The sequence below is a fragment of the Sphingobium phenoxybenzoativorans genome (assembly GCF_018286635.1).
In the GTDB taxonomy this organism is placed as follows: Bacteria; Pseudomonadota; Alphaproteobacteria; order Sphingomonadales; family Sphingomonadaceae; genus Sphingobium; species Sphingobium phenoxybenzoativorans.
Genome location: NZ_CP073910.1, coordinates 1,754,809 through 1,768,351 on the forward strand (window position 1 = coordinate 1,754,809; position 13,543 = coordinate 1,768,351).

The 13,543-nt window shown below is 63.8% G+C and carries 12 protein-coding genes; 1 reads left to right on the plus strand and 11 read right to left on the minus strand.

The genetic code is table 11. The features are described 5' to 3' along the window. Nucleotides 1-15: 15 nt before the first annotated feature. The 4 genes from KFK14_RS08475 to KFK14_RS08490 all read right to left on the minus strand — a co-directional run bounded on the left by KFK14_RS08475 (nt 16) and on the right by KFK14_RS08490 (nt 5,005). Nucleotides 16-1,095 (minus strand): PepSY-associated TM helix domain-containing protein, encoded by a 1,080-nt coding sequence (locus tag KFK14_RS08475; protein WP_212611095.1) that lies wholly within the window; start codon nt 1,093-1,095, stop codon nt 16-18. Beyond that, the gene (locus KFK14_RS08480) at nt 1,092-3,245 is read right to left on the minus strand and encodes a TonB-dependent receptor (RefSeq protein ID WP_212610570.1); all 2,154 of its coding nucleotides are present in this window, start codon (nt 3,243-3,245) and stop codon (nt 1,092-1,094) included. The genes KFK14_RS08475 and KFK14_RS08480 overlap by 4 nt, the downstream gene beginning before the upstream one ends. Before the next feature lie 51 nt (nt 3,246-3,296). Then, the gene (locus KFK14_RS08485; protein WP_212610571.1) at nt 3,297-3,899 is read right to left on the minus strand and encodes a DUF4269 domain-containing protein; all 603 of its coding nucleotides are present in this window, start codon (nt 3,897-3,899) and stop codon (nt 3,297-3,299) included. A gap of 137 nt (nt 3,900-4,036) precedes the next feature. After that, nucleotides 4,037-5,005: an SDR family NAD(P)-dependent oxidoreductase gene (locus KFK14_RS08490; RefSeq protein WP_070152288.1), complete on the minus strand. Its 969-nt coding sequence runs from the start codon at nt 5,003-5,005 to the stop codon at nt 4,037-4,039. Nucleotides 5,006-5,149: 144 nt separating this feature from the next. On the opposite strand from KFK14_RS08490, the gene KFK14_RS08495 reads away from it, so the two are divergent. After that, entirely contained in the window at nt 5,150-5,746 is a 597-nt protein-coding gene (locus KFK14_RS08495; RefSeq protein WP_212610572.1) for a TetR/AcrR family transcriptional regulator, read from the plus strand. 10 nt (nt 5,747-5,756) lie between these two features. On the opposite strand, the gene KFK14_RS08500 is transcribed toward KFK14_RS08495, so the two are convergent. The 7 genes from KFK14_RS08500 to KFK14_RS08530 form a co-directional block, all read right to left on the minus strand. Next, the gene (locus KFK14_RS08500; protein WP_212610573.1) at nt 5,757-6,719 is read right to left on the minus strand and encodes an NAD(P)H-dependent flavin oxidoreductase; all 963 of its coding nucleotides are present in this window, start codon (nt 6,717-6,719) and stop codon (nt 5,757-5,759) included. Between the two features lie 61 nt (nt 6,720-6,780). Next, nucleotides 6,781-8,457, minus strand: a complete 1,677-nt coding sequence (gene leuA / locus KFK14_RS08505) for a 2-isopropylmalate synthase (protein ID WP_212610574.1) — start codon at nt 8,455-8,457, stop codon at nt 6,781-6,783. A gap of 383 nt (nt 8,458-8,840) precedes the next feature. Beyond that, entirely contained in the window at nt 8,841-9,464 is a 624-nt protein-coding gene (locus KFK14_RS08510; RefSeq protein ID WP_212611096.1) for a YceI family protein, read from the minus strand. A 143-nt stretch (nt 9,465-9,607) separates the two neighbouring features. Next, entirely contained in the window at nt 9,608-10,627 is a 1,020-nt protein-coding gene (gene ilvC, locus KFK14_RS08515) for a ketol-acid reductoisomerase (protein WP_070152274.1), read from the minus strand. Nucleotides 10,628-10,811: 184 nt separating this feature from the next. Further along, nucleotides 10,812-11,327, minus strand: a complete 516-nt coding sequence (gene ilvN, locus KFK14_RS08520) for an acetolactate synthase small subunit (RefSeq protein WP_212610575.1) — start codon at nt 11,325-11,327, stop codon at nt 10,812-10,814. After that, complete coding sequence (locus tag KFK14_RS08525) at nt 11,327-11,689, minus strand: hypothetical protein (protein WP_070152267.1); 363 nt, start codon at nt 11,687-11,689, stop codon at nt 11,327-11,329. The genes ilvN and KFK14_RS08525 overlap by 1 nt, the downstream gene beginning before the upstream one ends. Before the next feature lie 22 nt (nt 11,690-11,711). Next, on the minus strand, nt 11,712-13,463 hold the full coding sequence (locus KFK14_RS08530; RefSeq protein ID WP_212611097.1) for an acetolactate synthase 3 large subunit: 1,752 nt from the start codon (nt 13,461-13,463) through the stop codon (nt 11,712-11,714). Nucleotides 13,464-13,543 lie beyond the last annotated feature (80 nt).

A 13,543-nucleotide genomic window follows, 5' to 3' on the forward strand; every position in this document is an offset into this window, starting at 1 on the left:
GCCGGGCTGGCGCCATCACCGCCACACGGCCCGTTTGGGCATGGTGGATCGCCGTCCGCCCCTGAACCAGAAGCTCCACACCGCGAGGCTGCCCAGCATCGCCAGGGCGAGGCCGGTCAGCGTCATCACGATGCGGTACGGCAGCCCGCCCACCTTGGCCGCGTGCAGCGGATAGAACATGTTATACGCCTTGACCCTGGGCGTCATGGCGCGGAAGTCCCGCGAGCCGGCGACAGCACCCGTGTCGGCGGCGAACCAGACCATGGTGCGGCCGTTCGGCAGCCATTCCTCCGGCTGGCGCATGCGGAAGGCGATGAGGCCGCTATCCCCCCGCGGCAGGCCAATGGAGCGTAGCTCCGCCTCCGGAAAGCGCGCATGGGCCGCCCGGACCATGTCGGGCCAGTCGGGCTTCGCCGCCAACTTCGCCTCAAGGGGCTTGGGTGATTTCGATGCGGCCTTCAACTCGGCCGATGTGCCAGGCCCCAGCAGGAGGGACGCCACGGGCCGGAACACGAACACCGCGCCAGTGAACAGCGCCATCGCCAGCAGAGGGGTCATGATGACGCCCAGGTCCCGGTGATGACGCACGATTGCGGGGCGGCTCATCCGCCGGGGCCATAGCCGGACTTCGAAAGTGCGCCGGGTGCGCCACCACAGGATGACGCCGGAAATGACGAAAAACAGGCCGCACAGCGCGGCCACGCCGATCACCGTTTCTCCCGTGTCCCCCGCGAACAGGTGATGATGGAAATCGAACAGCCACAGTTCCGGCCGCTGCCACTGGCTGTCCCAGCGCGTCACGATCGCCCCCGCCTGATCGGCATAGGCGCCCGCGCCCTTGCCGAATGTCAGGCGATTGAGGCCGAAACTGTCGGTAGCGAACAGGATGCTGCGCGGAAGATGGTCTGGGTCGGCCATCATCCGCTCCACCGCAGCGCCGATGGCGGCAGGGTCGGTGACTCGCGCATCGCTGGCGTGCGGCAGCATGATCCAGGCGTCGCGATGCACCAGGATCGCACCGGAAAGACCCAGCAGGGCAAGGATCAGCCCGATGAGTCCGCCCGTCCAGCGATGGAGCGTGTCGAGCAGCTTCAGAAGTGGTAATCCCAACCCAGAGTGAAGGTACGGCCGCGACCGGCGAAGAAGGCCAGATTGTCGGTCGGCAGGCGCGTATCGCTGTTATAGTCGATATACTGCTTGTTGAAGATATTCTGCGCGCTCAGGCTGATCGCGCCCAGCCCGCCGAAATTATATCGGACGCTGGCGTCGGTCAGCGTGTAGCCGCCGAAATCGTTGCGCGGGTCGCGCACCAGCCCGGTGAAGGTCCGGCTCAGATAGAATTGGGTCTGGATGCGCGCGGACAGCGGCCCGTTGATATAGCTGGCGGCGAGGTTCAGGCGGTCCGGCGAGATGTTGGTGCCGTCCAGATCAGTGTCGACAATGCCATCGGGCACGGTGCTCGCGTCGTAACGGCCAAGGATATGGGCATAGCCGGCCGACAGTTTGAGGCCCTTGATCGGCGTCTGAACGCCCAGGTTGATTTCCAAGCCCTGAATCTCGACGCGCTGGCGCTGCACGTCGAAAATGCCGCCCGCACGGGCGATCAGCAACTGGCCCTTGTCGCTCGATGACCAGAAATAGGTGGCGCTTGCGTCCAGCGGACCCTGCTTCACCTCCACGCCAATCTCGCGATTGTTGGAGATGATCGGGCTTATGTCCAGGAAGGTGTCGATATCCTGCCCCGGCCGGTTGATCGCGCGGGTGATGCGGCCGATGTCGGGAACGGTGAAGCCCTCGGCATAGCTGGCATAGGCGCGGATGCCCGGCATCGGCTCAATGATCACGCCGCCATTGAACAGCACGTCGGAGAATTTCGGCTTGCCGCCCGAAACGAAGGTCGAATTTGACGACGCCAGTGTCGTGAAGTCATCGATCTTGATCTGCACATTTTCCCAGCGGACGCCGCCCGCCAGCCGCAGCACGCCGTCGAACAGCTTGAGGTTGGCCTGACCGAACGGCGCGAGGCTCTGGAAGTCAGATGGCGGCACCCAGACGCGGTTGGTGGCGATCAGCAACTGCGCCGTCTTGTCCAGCAGGGCGTCGAAACCGGCCGTCAGGGTCAGCGCTTCCAGGCCCGGCATGGCGCGCTCATAGCTGATCTTCGCGCCCAGCTTGCGCGAGCGGTTCTGCGACTGGTCGAATAGGGTGCCGACCGGGGCGATCCGCGCATCCTGGAAGGTGGCGATCGGCGCAATCTCTCCGCCGAAGGTGTCGCGGCTGCGGTTGAAGAAGATCTGGCTGACGAAATTGCCGCCGCCAAGGTTGGTGTCGGTCAGCGACAGCGCAACGCTTTCCGTGCGGCTCGCCGCCGATAGGCCCGGCGCATCGCCCTTGATCGCGCTCGTAGGCCGGCCGGTCAGGCGGCTGCCCGCGACCGCGACATAGTCGCCTTCGCCCTTCATTTCATACCGGCTGGCGATCAGGTCCAATCTGCCGGTATCCGACAGGGCATAGCCAAGCCGCGCGAACAGGTTGGTCGTCTTTGAATCCTGCGTTTCGCCCTGCGTCAGGTTGAGGCCGACGCGCCGTCCGTCACCATCATAGAATACGCCGCGCTTTTCATAAGCGGCGCCCACGGTCGCATCGAAACGGCCAGCCTTATACTGGATCAGGCCAGCGGCCTTGCCGCCGATGCCGTCGCTGCTGAAATCATTGTCCGCCGTGCCCTGAAGCAGCACGCGGCCGGAAATGCCGTCCTGCTTCGGTGCGCCGACAGTCACCTGATTGACGATGCCGCCAGTGCCGCCAATGCCCTGCAGCGCGTTGGAGCCGTAGATCAGCTCCACCCGGTCGACGAAGAAGCCGTCGATGGTGAAGCCGTCGCGGCTGCCGTCGCGCATCGGCGTCGATTGTGGAATGCCGTTGATCGCATAAAGGGGCGATCGGCCGCGCAGGGTCTCGCCTGCGCCGGACAGCTTCTGCCGGGTCGGGGAGAAGGACGGGGTGAGGGTCGCCACTGCGTCAGTGACCGAACCGGATATCGCGATCTGCTGGTCCAGCGCATCCTTGGTGATGATGTCGATGGTCAGCGGCAGGGCGTTGACGGGCAGGGTCGTGCGCGCTGCGGTGACGACGATGGATCCGTCCGCATCGCCCGGCGCGTCAGTATCGGCGGACTGCGCAAATGCCGACTCTGCGGCCATCATCGCGATTATGGAAGGAACAAAGCCAAGCTGCCGGCGCATAATATAGATACTCCCCGTTTTTCTGGGGCAGCGGCTAAAACATCGCCGAAACTATTGCAAGTCGTTATCAGTAGCAGTCTCATTTGCCATGTCGCGATGTCCGGTGGCGTAACCTGCTGAGATCAGCATATCGATCAGTACCGGGTCCGGCGCGGCGGACAGGCCGTATAGCGCTTCATAAGGATCGCCGGTCAGGCCCAGGACGGTGGCAAAGGCCGCCTCGGTTTTTGCGCCTTTCCGCCGTTCGCGCATGACGGCATCCCTGAAAGACGCCGCCGCCAGGGTCAGCAATCGTTTCTCGACCATGAAGTGCCGCCAGCCGGGCTGGTCGCGCACCGGCTGGTCCGCGCCATATATTTCGAATGGCCAGCCCAGATAGGTGAAGCTGACGATCACTGGATTGGGCACGGCGATCCACTGGCGCATGCCGAACGCCGCCCTGTGACGGAGATTTCGCCATAACAGCGCCGAAAATTCGGCAGGGTCGGCCGCATGGCACACAATGTCGATGTCGCTGCCTGGAACGGAGACGCCGAGGGGGAGGGTGCCAACGACATGCGGATCGAACGCGGCCAGCATGTCCATCAGGCCCGACCGGTAAAGCGCCTGCTCCCACGACAGCTTGCGGGACCGGACGTCCCGGCGATGCGGCATGCATCGACTCCTTCTTCCGGACTGGTCATGACAAAAGGGTGGCGCCGGTATGTCCGGCGCAACCCCCTTATCATCACAGGACCCTTTTCGTTACCGGCCCTATGCGGTTACCGGCCCTTTACCGTTGGAGGGAGGGATCAGAAGCGCTCGCCGACCATTTCCTCGCTCTTGGCCCAGAGCGCCTTGGCGTTTTCCGGGTCGACCGCATAGGGGCGCACGCCGGGGCTGACAGGGCTGATATGCCCGTCCGTCACTTCGGAGACCTGACAATCCTCGCAATAATGACCGCCCACCGCCTCGGCGGGCGCAATCACGCCGGCCCAGACCGATGTCGCCGCGCCCTGCGGAATGGTTTTCCAGCGATAGGGCGGCTTGCCCTCCGCCGCGAGGTCCGCATTGATCTGCTGAATCATCTGCTCAAGCTGATTGTCGCCGACATGACGGCCAAGCTCGGTCAGGATGCCGCCCGGATGCAGCGCGGTCGCCCGGATGCCGCGATCCTTGTGCCGCCGGTCAAATTCAACGGCGAACAGAATGTTGGCGGTCTTTGACCGGCCATAGGCGACGAAGGGGTCATAGGGCGTATGTTCGAAATTCGGGTCCTTCAGGTCGACATCGGCGAACCTGTGGCCTGAAGACGCGACATTCACCAGGCGCGATCCCGGCGCCATCAGCGAGGCGATGCTGTTGACCAGCACGAAATGGCCGAGATGGTTGGTGCCGAACTGGGTTTCAAAGCCGTCCGTTGTGTGGCCGAAGGGCGACGCCATCACGCCGGCATTGGCGATCACCAGGTCGAAAGGCTTGCCCTCCGCGACCAGGGCGTCGGCGCAGGCGTGGACGCTCGCCAGGGAGGCGAGGTCCAGCTCTATCAGGTCCAGCTCGCCGCCGTTCGCGGCGTCGGCGAGAACCTGGGCGGTTGCGCGTTCGGCTTTTTTCAGGTCGCGGGCCGCGCCCACCACCTTTGCGCCGCGCGCCGCCAGGCTGCGGGCCGTTTCAACGCCAAGCCCCGCCGAAACGCCGGTGACGAGGACCCGCTTGCCGCTGAGGTCTATGTCGCCAAGAACATCGTCGGTCGTGGATGTGTTGCCGAAAGCTGTTGTCATCCTAATTTCCTTACTGGGGTTGGGCGGATTTCTGGCCGCTTCCGGGTAGTCCGTTGCGGCCTGACTGGTAAAAGTATAAGAGGAGGGTGTCTCCGTTTCATAAATACGGAGGGTTCCTCCGTTTATCAAGGGGCGTGTCTTTGCGTGGTTGAAAAAAGCGAACCGGCTGGCGAGCGCAAATTGCGCGCTGACGCGGCGCGCAACCGGCAGCTATTGATAACAGCCGCCAAATCCATCTTTTCCCAAAAAGGGTCGGAGGCCAGCCTAGATGAAATCGCGCGGGCCGCCGCCGTTGGCATCGGCACGCTCTACCGGCACTTTCCCACGCGCGATGCGCTGGTTTCCGCAGTTTACCAGAATGACGCCGAACAATTGTCGGAGGCGGTGCCCCGTCTGATGGCGGACCATGCGCCGGTTGAGGCTTTGCGCGCCTGGCTGCGGCTGTTCGTCGAACATCTCGCGACCAAGCAGATGATGGCGGAGGCGCTCAATTCAATCGTCGGCGGCACGTCCGATCTTTACGCGCGGTCCGGCGTGCAGGTGAAGGAAGCGATCGCCATGCTGGTGAACAGGGCCGTGGAAAATGGCGAGATCCATCTGAATGTCGATCCGCTGGATTTGCTCCGCGCGCTTGCGGGCGTTGCGCATGTCGGCGCGGGGCCGGAGTGGAAGGAAGGCGCCTTGCGGCTGGTCGACATATTGATCGCCGGCCTGCGCGCGCCGGGCGAGAAGGCGGGCTAGTCTCCGCGCGTCAGCCGCAAATGCCGACCTTCGCCGCCGCATATTCCGTCGCCAGCCGCTCCACAAACTGGGCGACCGTCAGGCTTTGGGTGACTGCGCCAATGCCCTGGCCAGACCCCCAGATATCCTTCCACGCCTTGGCCGCCTGATTGCCGCCGGAGCCGAAATCCATTTTGCTGGGGTCGCTTTCCGGCAGATTGTCGGGATCGAGGCCCGACGCGGCGATCGAGGCGCGAAGATAATTGCCGTGAATGCCGGTGAACAGGTTGGTGTAGACGATGTCGGCGGCCTGACCTTCGACGATGGCCTGCTTATATTGCTCCTGCGCCCGGGCCTCCTGCGTGGCGATGAAGGCGCTGCCGATATAGGCGAGGTCCGCGCCCAGCGCGCGCGCCGCCAGGACCGACCGGCCATGCGCGATCGCGCCGGACAGCGCCACCGGTCCATCGAACCAGGCGCGTATCTCCTGCATGAAGGCGAAGGGGGAGAGGGTTCCGGCATGGCCGCCCGCGCCGGTGGCCACCGGGATCAGGCCGTCCGCGCCCTTCTCAACCGCCTTGCGGGCGAAACGGTCGTTGATGACGTCGTGAAATGTGATGCCACCCCAGCCATGCGCCGCATCGTTCACATCCTCGCGCGCGCCCAGAGAGGTGATGAGGATCGGCACCTTGCGCGCGGCGCAGGTGGCCATGTCCTCATCCAGCCGCCCGTTCGACTTGTGGACGATCTGATTGACGGCGAAGGGCGCTGCGGGCGTGGCGGGATTGTCCCGGTCCCACGCCGCCAGCTCCTCGCTGATCTGGTGCAGCCATTCGTCGAGCTGGCTTTGCGGCCGGGCATTGAGGGCGGGAAAGCTGCCGACGATCCCCGCCTTGCACTGCGCGATGACAAGCTCCGGTCCCGACACCAGGAACATGGGCGATCCCATGACCGGCAGGCGCAGGCGGTCGAACAGGGGCGAGGGCAGGGGCATTTCTATATCCTCTCCGGTAGGAGAGGAGGGGCTAGGGCAGCCTGACCCGGCCCCGCAACCCCTATTTTCGCCGCGCCGCCAGCCCGTTCGCCGCCGAAAGCACCGCTTGCACGGATGCCGTAGCGACATCGCAGTCCATGCCCACGCCAAAAATCGTCACGCCGTCGGGCGTGCGGCACTCGACATAGGCCGCCGCGTTGACATCCGTGCCCACGCCGATGGCGTGCTCGCTGTAATCGGCGACCTCCAGGTCGATTCCCAGCTCGTCGCGCAGCGCCGCCAGCACGCCGGAAATGAGGCCATTGCCACGCCCGGAAATGCTCCGCTCGCCGCCCTCGAAACCGATCTTGCCCACGAACACGCGGTCGCCCGCAGGGCCGGTCTCATGATAATCGACCAGCGTGTAGGGCTGCTCGCCCGACACGCGATAATGCTTGCCGAACGCATCCCAGATGTCGGCGGCGCCCAGTTCCCGGCTGGTGCTGTCGGCCAGTTCCTGCACGACGCGGCTGAAATCGGCCTGCATGCGCTTGGGCAGCTTCAGGCCCTTATCCTGTTGCAGCACCCAGGCGACGCCGCCCTTGCCGGACTGCGAATTGACGCGGATCACGGCTTCATAGTCGCGGCCCAGATCCTTGGGATCGATCGGCAGATAGGGGACATCCCAGATCAGGTCGTTGCGCGCCTCCTGCGCGGCGAAACCCTTCTTGATCGCATCCTGATGGCTGCCGGAGAAGGCGGTGAACACCAGTTCCCCCGCATAGGGGTGGCGCGGATGGACGGGCAACTGGTTGCAATATTCGACGGTCTGGATGACCTCATCAATGTCCGAGAAGTCCAGGCCCGGCTTCACGCCCTGCGTATACATGTTGAGCGCGACGGTCACGAGATCGCAGTTACCCGTCCGCTCGCCATTGCCGAACAGGCAGCCCTCGACCCGGTCCGCGCCGGCCATCAGGCCCAGCTCCGCCGCGGCGACGCCGGTGCCCCGGTCATTATGCGGGTGGAGCGAGATGACCACGCTGTCGCGGCGCGAGATGTTGCGGCACATCCATTCGATCTGGTCGGCATAGATATTGGGGCTGGCCGCCTCGACCGTCGCGGGCAGGTTCAGGATCAGCGGCTTTTCCGGCGTGGGCAGCAGGATGTCCATCACCGCCTCGCAGCATTCCAGGCTGAAATCCAGCTCTGCGGTCGAGAAGGTCTCCGGGCTATATTCGAAAAACCAGTCGGTGTCCGGCTGCGCCGCCGCATGGTCGCGCAGCAGCTTGGCGGCGTCGATGGCGATCTGCCTGACTTCCGACCGCTCCATGCCGAACACGATGCGCCGCCAGGCGGGCGACACGGCGTTATAGACATGGACGATGGCCTGCTTCGCGCCGCGCAGGCTTTCGAAGGTCGTGGCGATCAGTTCGGGGCGCGCCTGGGTCAGCACCTGCACGATCACATCGTCGGGGATGCTGCCATTCTTGACGAGGCCGCTGATGAAGTCGAACTCGGTCGCGCCCGCTGACGGGAAGCCGACCTCGATTTCCTTGATGCCGACCTTGATCAGCAGGTCGAAGAAGCGCTGCTTCTTTTCCGCATTCATCGGGTCGATCAACGACTGGTTGCCGTCGCGCATGTCAGTGGACAGCCAACGGGGCGCCTTGGTGATGGTCTGTGATGGCCACTGCCGGTCGGGCAGGTTCACCTGCGGGAACGGTCGGTATTTCTGTGAAGGGTCGCTCAGCATCATGGTAACGGCATTCCTGCTTCGGGCGGGCGCGCTGCGCACTCTGCCCGGTGACTGAAGATGTTCGGATAAGCCCTTAGGCGATGTGTGCCGCCATGCAAGGCGCGCACGAGAAAACCACGCCTAAGGGCGTGTAAGTCGTAGCAGGGATAGAAGCGCACGCTGCATGATGCCCCAGCCTATAACGGCAAAGGGTTAAGAAGGTCCAGCCGTTTTTGCGCGGCGCGCTATGCCAAATGACATGCGGACTGCGCTCTTGCGCACGTTGGAGGGTTTCCCACCCCCGTCACCCCCGCGAAGGCGGGGGGCCCGCTTCTTCCGGCAAGGAAGGTTTGGCGGGATTCCCGCCTTCGCGGGAATGACGGCGTGAGATAGCGAGTTGCCGCTTATTCCTTCATGAAGGCGGCGGTGATCTTCAGTTCGATCTCGTCACCGACGACCGGCACGCCATAGCCCATGCCGAAATCGCTGCGCTTGATAAGGGTCGTAGCGTTGAAGCCGACATTTTCCTTGCCGCCCATTTGCGCCGGAGCCTTGCCCGCGCCGTAGAAGGTCGCCTCAAGCACCACAGGCTTGGTCACGCCCTTGATGGTCAGGTTGCCGCTGATGTCGGCGGTCTTGCCGTCAACCTTCACGCCCGTCGACACGAAGGTCGCGGTGGGGAATTTCGCGCTGTCGAAAAAGTCCGGCTTCAGCAGATGCTCGTCCAGCTTGGGAATGCCGGTCTTGAGGTTGTCGATGGGAACGGTGATCGACACCTTGGCGGCGGCCGGGTTCTTGGGGTCCAGGCTCAGCGTACCGGTCGGCATCGAGATCAGGCCCATATTGTTGGAAAAGCCCATATGGTCATAGGCGAAGAAGATCTGCGTGTGGGTCGGCTCGACGACATAATTGCCGCCGGTCACCAGCGCCGGGTCAGGCGAGCCGGGCTTGCCCATGCCTTGAGCGACAACGGCTGCGCCGCCAAGCAGCGTGAAGGCGAGGGCGGCGGGGAGGAGGAACTTGCGCATAGACATCGGTCTCCGTTTTTGAAGGTCCAGGGGGAAAGAAAAGGGGACGCGGCCTCAAATAGACCACGTCCCCCGATTGTTCCAGATGCGAAACCGGAAACTCTATGTTCTGCAAACCCCGTCCGTTGGGCGGGGCCGGCGGATCAGTTCTTGTCCTTGTCCACCAGCTTGTTCGCGCCGATCCACGGCATCATGGCGCGCAGCTTGGCGCCGGTCTGCTCGATCGGGTGGGCGGCGGCCTGCTTGCGGGCGGCCTTCAGCTCCGGTTGGCCGGCGCGGTTGTCGAGGACGAAGCGGCTGACGAAACGGCCGGCCTGAATATCCTCAAGCACGCGCTTCATTTCCGCCTTGGTCTCGCTGGTGATGATGCGCGGACCGGTGTGGATGTCGCCATATTCGGCGGTGTTGCTGATCGAATAGCGCATGTTGGCGATGCCGCCCTCATACATCAGATCGACGATCAGCTTCACTTCGTGCAGGCACTCGAAATAGGCCATTTCCGGCGCATAGCCCGCCTCGGTCAGCGTTTCGAAACCGGCGGTGATCAGGTGGGTCAGGCCGCCGCACAGAACCGCCTGCTCGCCGAACAGGTCGGTCTCGCATTCTTCCTTGAATGTCGTTTCGATGACGCCCGAACGGCCGCCGCCAACCGCGGAGGCGTAGGAGAGGGCGACGTCATGGGCGTTGCCGGTCGAATCCTGCGCGATCGCGATCAGGCAGGGAACGCCGCCGCCGCGCACATATTCGCTGCGTACGGTGTGGCCGGGGCCCTTGGGCGCGATCATGAACACGTCGAGGTCGGCGCGCGGCTCGATCAGGCCGAAATGCACGTTCAGGCCATGGGCGAAGGCAAGCGCCGCGCCCTGCTTCATGTTTGCGTGCAGGTCATCGGCGTAGATGGCGGCCTGATGCTCGTCGGGCGCCAGGATCATTACGATGTCGGCCCATTTTGCGGCTTCTGCATTGCTCAGCACCTTGAAGCCGGCGCCTTCGGCCTTCTTGGCGGTGGCGCTGCCGGGGCGGAGCGCAATGGCGACTTCGGCGACGCCGCTATCGCGCAGGTTCTGGGCATGGGCGTGGCCCTGGCTGCCATAACCGACGATGGCGATCTTCTTGCCCTTGACCAGGCCTATGTCCGCATCAGAATCATAATAAACGCGCATTGTTCAAAACCCTTTTCTAATCTGCCCCCCTCCCTGCGGGAGAGGATAGGAAGCCTTGGGGCCGAAGGCTCCTAGGCGAAGTCGGTGAGGGGGAACCACCTCTGGGCAGGGCGCTTCGCAGGCCCTCACCCTCCCGTCGCTGCGCGACAGGCCCCTCCCTCTCCCGGCGGGAGAGGGGCTATTCTCAAATTGGCTCCTTGCCTCGAATGAGGCCGACCACGCCCGTACGGCCCACTTCGACAAGGCCGATCTGCCGCATCAGGCCGACAAAGGTGTCGATCTTGTCGGACGGGCCGGTAATCTCGAAGATGAAGCTTTCGATGGTGGTGTCCACCACCTTGGCCCGGAACACATCGGCCAGGCGCAGCGCCTCTATCCGGTCCTCGCCGGTGCCCGCGACCTTCACCAGCGCCAGCTCGCGCTCCACATAGGGACCGTTTTCGGAAAGGTCGGTGACCTTGTGCACAGGCACCAGGCGGTCGAGCTGCGCGATGATCTGGTCGATCACCTTGGGCGGGCCGTTGGTGACGATGGTGATGCGGCTGATCGCATGATCCGGCGTGATGTCGGCCACGGTCAGGCTGTCGATATTATAGCCGCGCGCGGTGAACATGCCCGCGATCCGCGCGAGAATGCCCGCCTCGTTGGCGACCGTCAGCGACAGGACGTGCCGCTGGTTGGTTTCTTCCTGGATATGCATCAATCCGTCTTTTCTTCTGTCTCGTCGTCTTCTGGTTCGGGGCGGATGGAGAGCATGCCGGTCAGCGCATAATGCCATCCGCCATCCTGACGATGGGCGACCCGCACCGGAAAGCCCACCACCGCGTCGAAGATGCGGGTCAGGTGCTCGCCGACATAGCGCGGGCTGACCAGCAGGCGCCGGATGCGGCGGTCGTGATATTCGAAACTCTCATCCAGCGTCACTTCCCATTCCTCGTTCGGCTCCTGCTCCTCCTCATGGATATGATCCACGGTCCAGCCGAACACTTCCTCCAGGCCGGTCAGCCGCGCAAAGTCCCAGGGTTCGCTGATGTGCAGACGAAGCTTGAGATGTGCGGTCATGGCGGCCCCCCCCGATTATGCTCTAGACCAATGCCTTGGCCTCATCATTCATTGTGCCCGAAACCTGGCTGGGGTCCAGCAGCATGTCGGTATGCGCCGCGCCCGACGGGATCATCGGGAAGCAGTTGCTTAGCTTCGCGACCCGGCAATCGACCATCACCGGTCCCGGCGTCTCGATCATCTGCCTGATCCCGGCCTCCAGCTCCTGCGGCCCTTCGATCCGTATGCCCGTCCAGCCATAGGCCTCCGCCAGCTTCACGAAATCGGGAAGCGCGTCGGAATAGCTGTTGGAATAGCGGCTTTCATAGGTCAGCTCCTGCCACTGGCGGACCATGCCCATATATTCATTGTTCAGAATGAAGATCTTGACCGGCAGGCGGTACTGGATCGCCGTGCCAAGCTCCTGGATGTTCATCTGGATCGACGCATCGCCCGCGACGCAGATGACCAGCGAGTCCGGATTGCCGATCTGCGCGCCGATGGCGGCCGGGAAGCCATAGCCCATCGTCCCTAGGCCACCCGACGTCAGCCATTTGTTCGGCTCGTCGAAATGATAATGCTGGGCGGCCCACATCTGGTGCTGGCCGACCTCCGTGGTGATGATGACGTCCTTGCCTGACGCCCTGGTCGCGGAAAACAGGTCGGCGATCGCCCGTTGCGGCATGATCTCCGCGCCGTCCTCGACATAATCCAGGCATTTGCGGGCGCGCCATCCATCGATCCGCGCGGTCCACTCCGTCATGTCGTTGGCCTCATGGCCGCGCTGTTTCCACACCGCAATCATGTCGGCCATGGCGCTGCCGACATCGGCGATGATCGGCAATTCGACCTCGACCGTCTTGTTGACCGAGCTGCGGTCGATATCGACATGGATCTTCCGGCTGTTCGGGCTGAACGCATCCAGCCGTCCGGTAACCCGGTCGTCGAAGCGCGCGCCCAGGCACACGATCAGGTCCGCCTTGTTCATCGCCATATTGGCTTCATAGGTGCCGTGCATGCCCAGCATGCCCAGCCATTGCGGCGAAGATGCCGGGAATGCGCCCAGGCCCATCAGCGTCGACGTGACCGGCGCGCCGGTCAGCTCCGCCAGTTCGCGCAGCAGCGCGCTGGCTTCCGGCCCGGAATTGATGACGCCGCCGCCCGTGTAGAGGATCGGCCGTTCGGCCGCAGCCAGCATCTCGACCGCCGTGGAGATCGCCGCCGCATCAGCCTTCACCTGCGGGCGATAGCTGGGATGCGCGTTCATCTCCGGCTTGGAATAGGGCGCGGTCGCGACCTGCACGTCCTTGGGAATGTCGATGACGACCGGGCCGGGGCGGCCGGACGTGGCGATGTGGAATGCCTCATGGACGACATGGGCCAACTTCGCCGGCGACTTCACCAGATAATTATGCTTGGTGCAGTGGCGCGTCAGGCCAACCGTGTCGGCCTCCTGAAATGCGTCGGAACCAATCAGATGCGTGGCGACCTGCCCGGTGATGACGATCATCGGGATGGAGTCCATCAACGCATCGGTGATGCCGGTGATCGCATTGGTCGCGCCGGGGCCGGACGTGACCAGAACGACGCCGGGCTTGCCGGTCGAGCGGGCATAGCCCTCCGCCATATGGGTCGCGCCCTGTTCATGGCGGACGAGCACATGTTTGATCTTCGGATGGTTGTAGAGGATGTCATAGATCGGCAGCACAGCGCCGCCGGGATAGCCGAACACGACTTCGACGCCCTGATCGACAAGGCATTGGCACAATATGTCCGCGCCGCTCATTTCGGCCACGTCGATTCCTTCCTCGAATGCAAGCAGCGCCATTGGGCCAGGTGGCCCGGCATGGCAAGGTGCCCGCCTTTATTTGTCAT